At 64.2% G+C, this 13,951-nt stretch carries 11 protein-coding genes; 3 read left to right on the top strand and 8 right to left on the bottom strand.

All coding sequences use genetic code 11. The features are described from left to right. The first annotated feature begins 27 nt into the window (after positions 1–27). On the top strand, positions 28–1,047 hold the full coding sequence (locus tag EAH75_RS19005; protein WP_140806529.1) for a DUF2333 family protein: 1,020 nt from the start codon (positions 28–30) through the stop codon (positions 1,045–1,047). A gap of 76 nt (positions 1,048–1,123) precedes the next feature. On the opposite strand, the gene EAH75_RS19000 is transcribed toward EAH75_RS19005, so the two are convergent. From EAH75_RS19000 to EAH75_RS18980, 5 genes are all read right to left on the bottom strand, one after another. Then, a complete protein-coding gene (locus EAH75_RS19000) occupies positions 1,124–1,864 on the bottom strand; it encodes a hypothetical protein (RefSeq protein WP_140806528.1) in 741 nt (246 codons plus the stop codon). A gap of 378 nt (positions 1,865–2,242) precedes the next feature. Beyond that, entirely contained in the window at positions 2,243–2,782 is a 540-nt protein-coding gene (gene ppa / locus EAH75_RS18995; RefSeq protein ID WP_140806527.1) for an inorganic diphosphatase, read from the bottom strand. Between the two features lie 103 nt (positions 2,783–2,885). Next, entirely contained in the window at positions 2,886–3,740 is an 855-nt protein-coding gene (locus EAH75_RS18990) for a 2OG-Fe(II) oxygenase (RefSeq protein WP_140806526.1), read from the bottom strand. Between the two features lie 41 nt (positions 3,741–3,781). Further along, complete coding sequence (locus EAH75_RS18985; RefSeq protein ID WP_140806525.1) at positions 3,782–5,254, bottom strand: PLP-dependent aminotransferase family protein; 1,473 nt, start codon at positions 5,252–5,254, stop codon at positions 3,782–3,784. Position 5,255: 1 nt separating this feature from the next. Further along, positions 5,256–6,758, bottom strand: coding sequence for a PLP-dependent aminotransferase family protein (locus EAH75_RS18980; RefSeq protein WP_140806524.1), 1,503 nt, complete (start codon positions 6,756–6,758; stop codon positions 5,256–5,258). Between the two features lie 211 nt (positions 6,759–6,969). Here EAH75_RS18980 and EAH75_RS18975 point away from each other — a divergent pair, with 211 nt between their 5' ends. Next, a complete protein-coding gene (locus EAH75_RS18975; RefSeq protein ID WP_161596322.1) occupies positions 6,970–7,797 on the top strand; it encodes a DoxX family membrane protein in 828 nt (275 codons plus the stop codon). A gap of 146 nt (positions 7,798–7,943) precedes the next feature. Here EAH75_RS18975 and EAH75_RS18970 read toward each other — a convergent pair whose 3' ends face one another. From EAH75_RS18970 to EAH75_RS18960, 3 genes are all read right to left on the bottom strand, one after another. Then, complete coding sequence (locus EAH75_RS18970; protein WP_161596321.1) at positions 7,944–8,900, bottom strand: thioredoxin family protein; 957 nt, start codon at positions 8,898–8,900, stop codon at positions 7,944–7,946. A 108-nt stretch (positions 8,901–9,008) separates the two neighbouring features. Next, positions 9,009–12,158 carry a TonB-dependent receptor gene (locus EAH75_RS18965; protein WP_140655983.1) on the bottom strand — a complete coding sequence of 1,050 codons (3,150 nt, stop codon included), beginning with the start codon at positions 12,156–12,158 and terminating at the stop codon, positions 9,009–9,011. A gap of 147 nt (positions 12,159–12,305) precedes the next feature. Continuing rightward, on the bottom strand, positions 12,306–12,932 hold the full coding sequence (locus EAH75_RS18960; protein ID WP_240046345.1) for a helix-turn-helix domain-containing protein: 627 nt from the start codon (positions 12,930–12,932) through the stop codon (positions 12,306–12,308). A gap of 492 nt (positions 12,933–13,424) precedes the next feature. Between EAH75_RS18960 and EAH75_RS18955 the strand changes: the two genes are divergently transcribed. After that, positions 13,425–13,943: a hypothetical protein gene (locus EAH75_RS18955; RefSeq protein ID WP_140806520.1), complete on the top strand. Its 519-nt coding sequence runs from the start codon at positions 13,425–13,427 to the stop codon at positions 13,941–13,943. The last annotated feature ends 8 nt before the right edge of the window (positions 13,944–13,951 follow it).

Raw genomic sequence — 13,951 nt, 5'->3', positions numbered from 1 at the left:
ACCCTTACCCATCCGCAGGAGCAGCCGATGCAAGCCCAGGACACGTCGAATCCTTCGCGTCACCGTATCCGGCGCGCCATCCTGGCGTTGCTCGCGCTGCTGCTGCTGTTCGTGGCAGCCCTGATGTGGTGGTGGGATACCGAGCCGCCGCTGTTCGATCCGGTGGCTGTTACGCAGACACAAATGCAGGAGCTGAAGCGCCCGACCAGCATCGGCGCGACCACCACGGCGACCCTGATCGCGTCGGTGCACACCTTGCTCGACAAGCGCGGCGGTTACCTCAGCAACGACAAGCTGCCGCCCGGCGTGTTCATGGACAATATCCCCAATTGGGAATTCGGTTCACTGACGGCTTCGCGCGATCTGGTGCGCGCGTTGCGCAACGACTTCAGCCGCTCGCAGACGCAATCGACCGAGGACAAGGATCTGGCCGAGGCCGATCCGCTGCTGAACAGCCCGAACGATCGCTGGCTGCTGCCGAGTTCGGAAAGTCAGTACGACAAGGCGATTGGCCATCTGGACGGCTATCTGGGACGGCTCAGCGACAGCGACGACGGCAATGCGCATTTCTATGCGCGTGCCGACAATCTCGCCGACTATTTGCAGGTGGTCTCCGCGCGACTCGGCTCGCTATCGCAGCGGTTGTCGGCCAGCGTGGGCCAGATCCGCATCGGCGACGTGGATGCGTCGGATCCGGCCAGCACCAGCACGGTGCGTACGCCCGGCGGCGGTCGGCTGGTGAAGACCCCATGGAACAAGATCGACGACAACTTCTACGAAGCGCGCGGCTACACCTGGACTCTGCTGGAGCAGCTCAAGGCCTTCCAGCAGGACTTCGGCCCGATCCTGCGCAGCAAGCACGCTGACGTCAGCCTGGAGCAGGTAATCCGCGAACTCGAGGAGGCGCAGCGCCCGCTGCACAGTCCGATGGTATTGAACGGTTCGCCATTCGGTTTCTTCGCCAACCATTCGCTGGTGATGGCGAACTACGTGTCGCGCGCGAATGCCGCGATCATCGACCTGCGCGAGCTGCTCAAGCGCGGCTGATTGCGCCATGAACAAACCCCGCCGAGGGCAGGCGGGGTTTGGGAATGATGCCGATGCGTGAGGATCGGTGAGGCCGCTATCGCACAGTGAGATGGTAGATGAAGGTCAGGTCCTTGCCGTCACTGTCGTGATTGTGCCGTACGATGGTGTGCAAGCCCGGCGACATCGGACGGAACATCATGAAGTAGCCGTACATCACGCTGGGCTGGTAGGCGCCGGTGATGCACGGATCGAACTGGGCCTCGCTGGCGTCGCCCTTGAGTGCGAACAGATCACCCGAGGTGTAGATGTAATCCTTCGGATTGAAGATCGGTCGCCCATCCAGCGTCAGGTCCAGCTTGGTGACCATGTTGAAGCCGCGTGCGTCGGCGACCAGGAAGTCGTACAGCGACTGTCCCGGTTGCGGGGCGAAGGCCGGGTCGGGGCAGGGCCAGTCGTTGGCGACGCTGCCGATTTGCAGAAACACCGCCTTGCCGCGCGGAATCGTGCAGGCGCGCGTGTAGGTGCCGGACATCATGGCGGCGATCGGCGCCAGCTGCCAGACCGGTCCGCTCTGGTCGACCGCGCAATCGGCGCCGGTGGGATCGATATACGGGTTGTGATCGGAGGGCCGCGCGTAGATCCATTGCCAGTTGAGTTCCGCCCAGCTGGACATGCTCTTGCCGAATGGCTGCGAGTCCTTCGGATACAGCATCGGGTTGAGACAGTCGTCGGCAGAAACGGCTGGGTCGCGTTGGCGGCAGTCATGCGCGCCGGTTCGTGCACATACGCGGCACAGCGGAGTGGCACGCCAGGTGGCGCGCGTCGAGGAGGCCATCATTGGGCGCGTCGGCGAGAATCTGGACATGTATGCGCTGGCAAGACTGGCTGGCTGTTCGCCGTTTCATCTGTGCCGGATCTTCCGCAGCAGCATCGGGCAATCATTGCGACAGTTTCGATTGCAGCAACGACTCGGTACCGCACTGGGACGTCTGGGCGACGGCGAGGAAATCTGGCCGCACTCGCCTGCGACGTGGGCTTCAGCAGCCACAGCCACATGACCGGGGCGTTTCGCAACTCGCTGGGCGTTTCGCCCAGCGAGTTGCGCGAGGATCTGCGGCGCAGCGATCTGTCGCGATTGAAAAACCGGCTGCGCGCTCCGTCCGGATCGCGCAGCCGGTGGGTCTAGCCTCGCTGCCTGGCAGCAGGGGCGAACTCAGCTTTTCTTCTCGGCCTTGTAGCGCTCGATGCCGGCCACGATCTCGGCTTTTGCTTCGTCAGCGCCGACCCAGCCTTCGACCTTCACCCACTTGCCCTTCTCCAGATCCTTGTAGTGCTCGAAGAAGTGACCGATGCGCTCCAGCCAATGCGGTGAAACGCCCTTCATGTCGGTGATGTGCGCGTAGCCGGGGAATACCTTCGGTGACGGGATGACGATCAGTTTCTCGTCGCTGCCGGCCTCGTCGCTCATCTTCAGCATGCCCACCGGATGGCAACGGATCACCGAGCCGGGGATCAGCGACAGCGGCAGGATCACCAGCGCATCCAGCGGATCGCCGTCGCCGCCCAGGGTGCCGGGCACATAGCCGTAGTTGCATGGGTAGCGCATCGGCGTGGACAGGATGCGGTCGACGAAGATCGCGCCGCTCTCCTTCTCCACTTCGTACTTGACCGGTTCGGCATCCTTCGGGATTTCAATGACGACGTTGATTTCTTCCGGCACGTTGCGGCCGGCGGAGACGAGATGCAGACCCATGGAATGTCCTTGCTGCGGAGGGGAACGTTGGCTCGCAAGGATACGCCAAACGCTGCTGCATCGCAGCAACATCATGGCCGGGTCGGCCCGCTCGCGCCGTGGCTCAGGGTTTCTTCGGGTTGCTGTAGGGTCGTTCGCGCAGCCATTTGGTGGCGATCCACTTCTCGCCTTGAAGCACCGGCAGGCCGGCATGCAGCGAGCTGCGATCGCCACCTTCGTAGGCGAAATAGACGGCCGAACCGCGTCGCGCGGTGACGGTCAGGCCGAGCTCCGGGAACGCCGTGCCGCCGCCTTGCGCTGGCGTGTTCAGGTACATCACCACGCTGGCGATGCGCTGCCCGCCCACCGCGGTGATCGCGTCGTAGCCGGCCTGCTCCGGATCGAACCAGTCGTAATGCGGTTCGTACTCCTGGCCCGGCAGGTAGTGCAGGATCTGCAGGCCTTCACCGTGATTGACCGGCACGCCGAGCAGGCCGGCAAGGCGCTGCTCGATCCGGCCGACCAGCGGCAGCTCGTTCAACGTGAAGAACATGCCTTCGCTGGTGCGCCGCTGATCGACCTGATGCCTGCCATCGCTGTCGACGGTGAGCGCACGCTGCAGTCGCGGCCGTGCGAGCTCGATCAGCTCGTCGCATTCCTGCCCGGTGAGCATGCCGTCGAGCACGCGCAGCAGGGGCGTTTCCACGCTGAGCGAAATCTGGATGGTGTGTCCATCGATGCAGACGTCGGGCGCTTCGGGGTGCTTCGTGCGCAGGCCTCGCGGCGGCGCCTTGCCGGTACTCGCATGCAGTGCTGCCAGCGGCAGCTTCAGCACCTCGGCCACGATGCTGCGGCTTTGCCGCGGGTCGTAGCCGTTCTCCTTCAGCAGCCGCAGTATCTCAGGCACGCCATGGCCGGCCCGCGTCGTGGCAAGAATCCAGTCGCGCAGTTCGGGGCTGATGGTGATGCGCTGGTGCATGGGCGGTGTGGCGTGTTGGCTGACGAGCTGGAAAGCTTACTTCACGCACGGGCGCCGGCGCTTAGGGCACGGCCAGAAAGCATGCGCGCGTCGATCTCGTCCATGCAGGCGCCAAACAGCTTCATCGCGTCGCGAAGCTCACCGGTCGAGAGTCCGCAGTAGCCGAGCAACAGGCCCTGGCGCGCCGGTGGGTTCAGGTAGTGCGGCGCCATTGCATACATGCCCAGGCCGCGCGAGCTGGCCAGTTCGAGCAGTGCGTTCGCTTGCGCCTCGTCGTAATCGCGAAACCACACGACCACGTGCATGCCCGCTGGCGAGTCAACGATCTCCACCCGCTCGCCGGCATGTTCGCGCAGACCCCGGATGAGCTCCTCGTGACGGGCCCTGAGCTCCCTGCGTACCACCCGCAGGTGCCGCTCGAATCCGCCGTCTCCCATGTAGTGCGCCAGTGCCGCCTGTTCGAAACCTGGGCAGGAAAAATCATTGAGATACTTGGCGATGATGAAGTCGTCTCGCAGTGCTACAGGGAGCACCATGTAGGCCAGTCTCAGGGTGCCGAACAGGACCTTGGAAAAGGTCCCGACATAGATCACCCGGTCGGCCTGATCGAGCGAACGCAATGCCGCCAGCGGATGGGCGTCATAACGGAATTCGCCATCGTAATCGTCCTCGAGGATCCAGCATCGCTGCGCATCGGCGTAGCGCAGCAGTTCCAGTCGGCGCGGCAGCGACAGCACGGCGCCAGTCGGGAACTGGTGTGACGGCGTCACGCAGATCAGCGAAGGCGCCGTGGCAGGCAATTCGCTGCAGACCAGGCCGTCAGCGTCGGTGCGTACGCCACAGACGTGGGCGCCATGCGCGATGAGCGCCTGATAGGCGCCGAAATAATGCGGCTCCTCCAGCACCACGCTGTCGCCTTCGTTCAGCAACACGCGGGCGGCCAGCGAGAACGCCTGCTGGGTGCCACTGACGATGAGCACATTTTCCGGCACCGCCTGTACACCACGCCGGCGGGCGAGATAGTCGCAAACCTGCTGGCGCAGCGCCGGCAGGCCCTGCGAACCGGCACCGCTTGCCGGCGTATAGGCGGCGGCACGCGCCAGCTCGCGGCTCCAGGCACTGTTGAGCATGGGATTGATCGTCGGTTCGCCGTACTGCATGTGATAGCGCAATCCGCGATGCTGCGTGGCGATCTTGCGGTCCTGCACCTGTCGCGCGCGCGCCGCGTAGAGCGAAGGTGCGCTGATCACTTTAGTCGGCGGCTGCAATGCCGCCCCCGGCTGCAGCGTGGCGACATAGCTGCCCGAGCCCACGCGGGCGTCGATGAAGCCTTCCGCCCGAAGTTGTTCGTAAGCGGCCAGCACGGTGGTGCGCGAAAGTTCGAGCTCGTGCGCCAGAACCCGCGTGGGCGGCAGTCGCGAGCCTGCGACCATGCGGCCGTCGAGGATTGCGGCCTTCATGGCGCGGGTGAGCTGCGCGTAGTGTGGCCCGTGGCCATCCAGTTCGAGGAACATGTCAGGGCTCCGCCGGATCGGTTGCGTCGGCCGGCCGGAGAGCGGCGGTGCGGCGGCGCGGCGTGCGGTCGCTGCCGGCATCCATTTCGTCCAGGCATTGGCCGAACAGCTGCATGGCCTCGTGCAGCGCCGTGGTCGACAGCCGGCCGTAGCCGAGCAGCAGGCCGGCACGCGGCGGCGGCTGATGCACGTACCACGTCATCGGATAGAGGCCCAGGCCGCGCGTGCGCGCGTGCGCGACCAGCTCTTCCGCGCGGGCATGGCCGTAGCCGTTCAACCACGCTACCACGTGCATGCCGGCTGGCGAGTCGACGATGTCCACGCGCCGACCGACGTATCGGCGCAGGCCTTCGATCAGAGCATGGTGGCGTGCCATCAGTTCTTTGCGGACGCGTCGCAGATGCCGCTCGAACCCGCCGTTTTCCATGAAGTGCGCCAGCGCCGCCTGTTCGATGCCGGGACAGCCGGAATCGCACAGGTATTTCGCGGCGACGAAGTCGTCGCGCAACGCGGCAGGCAGCACCATGTAGCCCAGTCGCAAAGTACTGAACAGCATCTTGGAGAAGCTGCCCACGTAGATCACGCGATTGCCGTCGTCGAGCGAGCGCAGCGCGGCCAGCGGGCGGCCGTCGTAGCGGAACTCGCCGTCGTAATCGTCCTCCAGGATCCAGCACGACTGATCTGCCGCGTAGCGCAACAGTTCCAGGCGACGCGACAGCGAGAGCACACTGCAGCCGGGGAACTGGTGCGAAGGGGTAACGCAAACCAGTCGCGGCGGCGCCGCCGGCAATTCGCCGCAGACCAGGCCGTCGGCGTCCGTGCGCACAAGGCGCAGGCGCGCACCGTGTGCGGCGAACGCCTGGTACGCGGCGAAATAGTCCGGATCTTCCATCACTACCGTGTCGTCTTCGTCGAGCAGCACGCGCGCCGTCAGCGAGAACGCCTGCTGGGCACCGCTGGTGATCAGCACGTCCTCGGGCGAAGCCCTTATGCCGCGGCGACGGGCCAGGTAGTCGCATACCTGCTGGCGCAGGGCGAACAGGCCTTGCGCGCTGTTCTCCTCCAGCGCCGTATGCGTGGCCGCGCGGGCCAGCTCGCGACTCCAGAGGTCGACCAGCGCCGGGTTGATCAGCGGGTTGGTGGACAGCAGGTTGTAGCGCACTTTGTACTGCTGTCGGGTCGGTCTCAGGTCGTGCCCCAGACGCGCGCGCCGCACGTAGCGCGAGGGCGATGTGAACTCGGCCTCGCAAGGGCTCTGCGTCGAAGCAATGGGCAGGTTCGTCACATAGCTGCCCGAGCCCACGCGGCCATCGATGAAACCTTCCGCGCGCAATTGCTCGTAGGCGGCCAGCACGGTGGTGCGCGAAAGTTCGAGCTCGTGCGCCAGAACCCGGGTGGGTGGCAGTCGCGAACCTGCAGCCATGCGTCCGTCGAGGATCGCGGTCTTCATGGCGCGGGTAAGCTGCGCGTAGTGTGGCCCATGGCCATCCAGTTCCAGAAACATGCCGACCCTCCGATTGGCTCCTGCAAATATGGCGAAATTGGTCATGGATGACAGGGGCTGCAGTGCCTAGTCTGTCTTGTGCCAGTGAAGTTTCAAAAAGCGCCATTGCTGCGCTTTGCCAGAATCAGGCCAGGACAGGTCGGTATCGCCCGGCATGTCCTGGGTTGCATGGCGCGAACGACCTCGTACTTCATCCGACAAAGGATGCCTCATGAGAAGTGCCACACGTCTTGGTAGCGGTCTGTTCGGTATCGGCATGCTGGCTTTCGGCGTGCTCAACTTCGTGTTTGCCATTCCCGTTCTCGGGCTGGAGCCGCTGCCTGACTGGCTGCCGGCGCAGACGCTGTGGACTTATATCACTGCCTTGCTACTTGTCGCGGGTGGAGGGGGTGTCCTGAGCAATCGGTTGCGGCCACGTGAATCGGCAATTGCGCTGGGAGTTCTGCTGTCGCTCTGGCTGATCTTGTTGCATGTGCCGACACTGCTCACGCATCTTCACAATGGCAGCAAGTGGACCTCCGCATTCGAGTGTCTCGCTTTGTGCAGTGTTGCATGGGTGCTGGCGTGCGCACTGTCGGATAGCGCGGCCGGGCGCACACCCTGGTACGGTCGATTCCGTCGACTGGCAGACAGCGGACGCTACGGTTTTGGCGTCTCGCTGCCGGTGTTCGGCGCCTTGCATTTCATTTACTGGCAATACGTCGCCAGCGTGATTCCCGGTTGGATCCCCGGCTCGCCGGTGTTCTGGGCATATTTCACCGGCTGTGCGCACATCGCGGCCGGTCTGGCCATCCTGAGCGGCGTGCAGGCGCGACTGGCCGCGACGATGCTGGGCGTCATGTTCGGGAGCTGGGTACTGATTGTGCACGTTCCGCGCGTGCTGGCGAATCCGCGGAGCCAGGCGGAATGGACCAGTCTGTGTGTTGCCATCGCGCTGTGTGGTGGTGCCTGGCTGATGGCTGGATATTTCGCGCGGTCTGCGGTGACGATGGACGCCGGCCCGGAGCATCGTCCTCAACGGGAACCCGCTTCCGCATGACGCGTGGATAGCCGGCCGTCGTGAGGTACCTGGTGATCGTGTTGCGGCGCACGCCACGCGAGCTTGCTGATGAATTTTGATAGTCCTGATTGTTCGCTTTCGCCCCATGTCGGTTGGCCTGGGGCGAATCACGACGACTGATGCTTTCACCCGAAGGTGAAGGTGTATATCTGCAGGCCCGCTTGTGGAATGCGCAGGGTCAGCGAATGCTCCCGGTAATCGTCACTGTCGAACAAGGTGTACAGGCGACTGGTCTGTACCGTAACCGTGGGCTGCAGCTTTCCGTCGACGACTATCTCCAGCGGGATCGGCTGCTCCGAGCTGGCAACCATGTGCAGCTTGCCCGCCTTGAAATGCAGCTGCAGTTCGCCATGTGCACTGGCCAACTGGGCATATTTGTCGCTGATCTCCCACACGCCGGAGAGCGCGAAGCGATTCATTGCGAGTCGTGCCGGGATGCTGAAGTGCCGGGTGCCGTTGTGGCCGGTTTCCGGGCTGGCCAGGTTTTTCTGCTTGGCACTGCCGATGTACATCTCGGGTGAAGCTACAACGGCGCCGGCAGCGGAATTGCCGGCGCTCCCGTTTTCCGGCAGCAGGTTCATTCCGAGCAGCAGGCGGATGGCGTTTTCCATTTTCAGGTAGTCGCCTTCGCCATAGTGGTGGCCGATCAGGTTGCCGTTCTGGTCGATCAGGTATTCCGCCGGCCAGTACAGGTTCTGCCAGGCATTCCATGTGCCGAGATGGTTGTCCGTAGCCACCGGGTAGGTGATGCCAAGGCGTGTCACCGCACCCTTGACGTTCGCCAGATCCTTCTCGAAATCGAACTCCGGCGAATGCACGCCGATGACGACCAGGCCCTTGTCCTTGTAGGTCTCGTACAGGTGCTCGACGTGCGGCATCGCGCGCAGGCAGTTGATGCAAGAGTAGGCCCAGAAATCGATCAGCACGACCTTGCCGCGCAGGCCGGCGAGGGTCAGTGGCGGCGAGTTGATCCACTGCGAGATGCCGGCAAATTCCGGCGGATGTGCCGGCGTCACTGACGCGCCGGCGCCGCCGGCTGCACTCCCCAGCAACAGGCCGATGAACAGCAAAAGTTGCTTCATGACATTTACTCCGCGAACCGGAAGCGGCACGGATACCCGCCTCGCACACCAGTGGCATGTCTGCATGACGCCCCGGCCGTTCCCCGGCCGGGGCGCGTGCCGCGAGGACTAGTAGTCGTAGGTTATGCCCAGCTGCACGTAGCGAGGCGGTTGCGTGGACAGGGGCAGATCGTAGGTGGGTCGCACTTTCGCCGAGCTGCCGTAGCGTCCGTTGTGCTGCGTGATGCGCTGTTGATCGAGCACGTTGTAGACCTGCACCTGGAAGGCCAGCTTGTGGTCTGCCCAGTCCGGGCGGTACTCGGCACCCAGGCTCAGCAGGTAGGTCCACGCTTCGCGCTTGTAGCCGGGTGAAACCGGCGTGCCGCCGCAAAAGTGGTAGAACGCACCGTAGCCCAGGCCCGGGTTGGTCTGGTCTGCTCCGTAGAAGCCCATGCATGTCTTGGGCGCGCCGGACAGGACCGCGGCATTGCCTGACAGCATCCACTCGGGGGTCAGCTGGTAGTAGCCGTAGGCCTTGATCTGGTGGCGGCGGTCGTTGGACAGCGCGCCGTTGGCGTAGTCCATGACCTGGGCATAATCCCAGTCCACCGTCGCCGACACGTCGGTCTGGCCGATGTCCGAACGTACCTGACCCTCGGTGTTGCCGAAGTTGTGCGACCACAGGTAGTCGATCTTGCCGTACCACTTGCCATCGAACGGATGCTCCAGGTACAGGTCGAGCGCGTAGTACTTGCGCTTCAGCGAGGTGTTGAAGCCCATGTCCTTCTTCCAGTCCAGCGGCACCTGGTAGTAGCCACCGGATAGTTTCGGGATCTGGATGATCGGGTTCTTGCCCGGGTTGATCAGGTAGCTGCCCTGGATGCCGTTGACCGGGTCGTAGTCGTTCATGCCCAGCTCCGCCATTTTGGCGGCGATGCGGCCAGTGTCGCCCCAGTCGTCGATGGCGCGGCCGAGCTTGCGCCAGGTGGCCTTGGCGCCGTACACCCAGGCATCGCCGAGCTTCCTGTCGAAGCCGAGGATCAGCTCGTCCTGGTACTCGGACTTGATGTTGGTGGCGGCGGCTGTCTTGGGATCGCGCGGATTGCCGTATTCGAGATTGGCGGAGATCGGCTGCTCGAGGCCGCGATAGGTATCGATCGGGGTCAGGCCGGTGGGATAGCCGGTGCTCGGGTCGATACCGGTGTAGGTGTAGTAAACGTTGGTAAAGGTCGACGAGCCGGCCGAGCGCAGCGCCACCGAGGCCGGTACCGCCAGGTAGTAGCGCCCGGCGTTGCCGTACACCTTGAAGCTGGAATCGCCGTTCACGTCCCAGGAGAAGCCCAGCCGCGGTGCCAGCTGGCCACTGGTGAGTCGCAGATACGGGATGCCCACGCCGTTGTAGTTGGTGAACTGGTCGTTGCGCAGACCCAGCTTGACCAGCCAGCGATCGGTGATCTGCCAGGCGTCCTCGATGTATTGCGCCTGCTGTTTCACCCGCACCGAGGCGCTGTTGGCGAAGATCTGTTTCGAAACGTAGTAGCCGGTCTCGCCGCCGGTGTACTGGCCCGGCGGTCGCACCCACGGATACCCCTGCCAACCGGGTCCGTTCGCGTCCGGACCGCCGGCGATCCAGCTGTTCGGGTCGCCGGATGCATACGCCCATGCATAGCCGGGACCGGAGGGGAACTGGCCGTCGTGGATGTCGCGCACGTTCTGGTTGTCGATGCCCGCAGTCAGCGTGTGGCTGCCCAGCTTGTAACTCAGGTCCAGGCGCAGGTTGGTGTTCTTGGTGGCATGTTGCGGGTCGAACAGCGCGCCAATCGTCTGCGCATTGCCGATGGTCTGGCCACCGGTGATGTCGGGGTTCTGCGACGTCTGTCCGGCGATGGGAATCAGGGTGGGGTCGTAGCCGGGCAACTCGTTGTAGTGCGTGCCGGTCATCTTGCCGTACAGCGCGGAGAAGGTAAGGCTGTCGGTGATATAGCTGGTGAATTTGGCCACGTACAGGTCGGATCCGTCCTTGATGTGCAGGTCGGGATGGTCGAACGGCCCTTGCTTGCCGGTGGCGTAGTCGTACTGGTAAAGGTTGCCGCGATAGGACGACTTGTTCGAGGCGCCGGTGAGCTCGAGCAGGTTGCTGTCGGTGATGTTCCAATCCAGCTTGGCGTACCATTTCGGGTCGTCCAGGCGGGTGTGGTTGTTGTAACTGGGCGGCGTGTTGATGCCCACGCCCGCCGGATCGCCGATTGCACCCGAGGGTGTGCCGCCGGAGGCGCCGGTACCCTGGATGCGCTCGCCCTCCACCGAGGCAAACAGGAACAGCTTGTCCTTGATCAGCGGGCCGCCAACGTACGCGTCAACCGTGGTCGTGCTGGACTTGTTGCTGCCACGCCGCCAGTACAGCTTGCCCGCATTGGGGCTGGCGTTGGAGTAGTAGATGTCGCGCGGGTCGCCCTGCAGGCTCTTGGGCTTCCACAGTATCTGCCCGCCGAAGTGCCACTCGTTGGTGCCGCGCTTGCCGACTTGGCTGATCACGCCGCCGTCGGAACGGCCATAGGCCGCCCCGTAACCGCCGTTGAGGATTTCCTGCTGGTCGATCGAGCCGTAGGGAAGGCTCAGGCCGCCGAAGCCGCTGATCGGATCGGTGGTGTTGAAGCCGTTGATGTAGTACGCGTTCTCGGTCACCGACGAGCCGCCGAACGAAACGAACTTCCGCGGCGACGAGGCGCCCATGCCCATGCCCATGAACGTGTCGCTGCCCTCCACCACGCCCGGCGCGAGCAACGCGATCGCTTCCGCGCTGCGCGCCAGCGGCAACCGCGCAAGCTGCCCGGCAGTGATGACCGTACGAGAATCGACACCGCTCACGTCGATCGACGGCAACGCATTGGCGACGACAGTCACGCCTTGCAGATTCTGCGCGTTGGCTGCACCGCCGAACGAGACCTCGGTGCCCGTGCCCACGCGCAAGGTAACGTTCGGGCGCGAGTCAACGGTCTGCCCGTTCTGCTGCAGAGTCACCGTGTAGCTGCCCAGCGGCAGGGAACTGACGGTGTAGTGGCCGGTTGAATCCACGACGACTTGTCGATTGATGCCGGACGTACTCTGGATCACGACCGTTTCCCCGGCCTGCGCCTGCCCGAAAATGGAGCCGGTGGTGGCTTGGGCAAGCGCGGTTGAACCGTATAGCCCCAAGGTGGCGGTAATGGCCAGGCTCAATGCGTGACTCGCCAGGTAGCGGCGCCGGTGGTTGCTTTGGACAATCCTGCGATTATTCATGTAACTCCCCGTCTCAGTGGCGGTGGGGTCGGATTCTCCGGAAACGGATCCGAGCCCACCTGGAAGAAAGAATCGGTGGCGATGGAACTACCTGTTCCTCGCCAGGTGCCCAAGCTGCCGGTCAACCTCGCCGGCAGGTATGGCAGCTCAGGAAATCAACGCGCGCTGACGACGAAGCTGGTCGCTGAGCGCGTTGTGAAAAGTGATCAGACGATCTATGTGCTCGGCATCCTCGGCGCGCGCGAGAATGTCGTAGAGCTCGGTAAGCAACTCGGCACGCGCGGTTGGATCCAGCGATCCGCCGACCAGTCCGATATAGGACTGGAGTAGCCGCAGCGCGGCAGCGAGAAGCCTGGAGTCGAGGCTGCCGGCGCGCGAGCTCGCTGCGCGAGCCAGGCTGTGTGCTGTCCTGTCGAGCGGCGCCGGTTGGTGGATCACATCGTCCGCAGCGGCGGCCATGGGGCCTTCGCCGGCGACCAGCCACGGGAGCGAAACGCCCAGCGCCCGCGCCATGGTCACGCAGCGCTCGCGCGAGATGTCGCTGTGGCCATCGCGCCAGCTGCGCACGGCACCGGCCGAAAAGCCGCAGCGCTCGGCGAGGGCAGCAGCGCTTCCCTGCAGGTCGATCAACTTGCGGATGCGCTCGGGCAGGCCTCGTGCAACCGTCGCCGTCGTCTGCACTGGTGCGACGTGCACCATGGTCGACTGCGCTGCGGCGGTGCCTTGAACCAGGCTCATCTGGTTGTGGAAGTTGTCGCTCGGCGAGCCGGTCATGCATCCGTGATCAGCAACCTGATGCGATGCGGGTGGTTCGAGCCTGGCTGCATCTGTCGTCATCGGTCGAGACCTCGATGGTGGTAACCCCGCCTCGAAAAGGCGTTGGCGGGGATGCGCTGGACAACCGTGGGGACAACTCTGTTGCGACGTCAATGTTTCGTTACGCAGGCGTCTTTTTTTGGAGGATAGAGAGCAGAACTTGGCAGATACATAACCAATTTTTTCAAATCCGACGAAGCCAATCGGCGTGTCGCCAAGCGTCAACGCGAAAGAATTGGTCGTGTAAGCGCACGTCGCGGTGTCGTACGCTGCCAGTCGTGCAAAGGGGCGCGGCCATCCACGGGGACGTCCGGCTTCAGTGGTCGTCGGGCCGGCGGTTGCCGGCACGCGTAGGTGCGTTTCGTTACGCGGCAGCGGGACTTTCCGTAAGAAATGCCGGAGCCCAAAAATGCTGCAGCATGGCGCGGGCCGGACCCGATCAATCACCCGATGGAGCAAGTCCTGATGTCGCCGATGTCCTGGTTTCAATCTGCCATCCGGCCGTCGCTGGTGCTGCTCGGCACGGCGGTGGTGCTGGGCACCCTCGATCTCGTCTTTGCCTGCACGTACTGGAACGTGCGACCGTCGCGCATTCTTCAGGGCATCGCCGCGGGGTGGCTGGGCGGGCAGGCTTTCCGCGGTGGTTCGGCGACCGCGTGGCTTGGGGCACTGCTGCACTACGCCATGATGTGGGCGATGGTCGGTACGTTCTACGCCGCACGCCGGTGGGTGCCGGTGCTCACGCGCAAGCCGCGGCTCAGCGGGCCGCTGTACGGTCTGCTGCTCTACCTCGTCATGAACCTGATCGTGCTGCCCTTGTCGGCTGCGGCGAGACCGCCCTTCGTTGCGGGTTGGGTACTCAGTAGCGTCGCGGTGCACGTCCTGCTTGTCGGTCTGCCCATTGCCTGGGCGTCACGCTGGGCCGCGCAGCCTGGCTCCCTGGTTCCGCCCGGTTCCGCCGTTTCCTGACGACGACT

It is taken from the genome of Rhodanobacter glycinis (assembly GCF_006438785.1).
Taxonomy (GTDB): domain Bacteria; phylum Pseudomonadota; class Gammaproteobacteria; order Xanthomonadales; family Rhodanobacteraceae; genus Rhodanobacter; species Rhodanobacter glycinis_A.
This window is presented reverse-complemented; position numbering and strand designations above follow the sequence as displayed.

Excerpts from the sequence above, each read along its gene's own strand:
- EAH75_RS19005 (WP_140806529.1), top strand. The coding sequence starts at position 28 with ATGCAAGCCCAGGACACGTCGAATCCTTCGCGTCACCGTATCCGGCGC.
- EAH75_RS19000 (WP_140806528.1), bottom strand. The coding sequence starts at position 1,864 with ATGGCCTCCTCGACGCGCGCCACCTGGCGTGCCACTCCGCTGTGCCGC.
- ppa (WP_140806527.1), bottom strand. The coding sequence starts at position 2,782 with ATGGGTCTGCATCTCGTCTCCGCCGGCCGCAACGTGCCGGAAGAAATC.
- EAH75_RS18990 (WP_140806526.1), bottom strand. The coding sequence starts at position 3,740 with ATGCACCAGCGCATCACCATCAGCCCCGAACTGCGCGACTGGATTCTT.
- EAH75_RS18985 (WP_140806525.1), bottom strand. The coding sequence starts at position 5,254 with ATGTTCCTCGAACTGGATGGCCACGGGCCACACTACGCGCAGCTCACC.
- EAH75_RS18980 (WP_140806524.1), bottom strand. The coding sequence starts at position 6,758 with ATGTTTCTGGAACTGGATGGCCATGGGCCACACTACGCGCAGCTTACC.
- EAH75_RS18975 (WP_161596322.1), top strand. The coding sequence starts at position 6,970 with ATGAGAAGTGCCACACGTCTTGGTAGCGGTCTGTTCGGTATCGGCATG.
- EAH75_RS18970 (WP_161596321.1), bottom strand. The coding sequence starts at position 8,900 with ATGAAGCAACTTTTGCTGTTCATCGGCCTGTTGCTGGGGAGTGCAGCC.
- EAH75_RS18965 (WP_140655983.1), bottom strand. The coding sequence starts at position 12,158 with ATGAATAATCGCAGGATTGTCCAAAGCAACCACCGGCGCCGCTACCTG.
- EAH75_RS18960 (WP_240046345.1), bottom strand. The coding sequence starts at position 12,932 with ATGACCGGCTCGCCGAGCGACAACTTCCACAACCAGATGAGCCTGGTT.
- EAH75_RS18955 (WP_140806520.1), top strand. The coding sequence starts at position 13,425 with ATGGAGCAAGTCCTGATGTCGCCGATGTCCTGGTTTCAATCTGCCATC.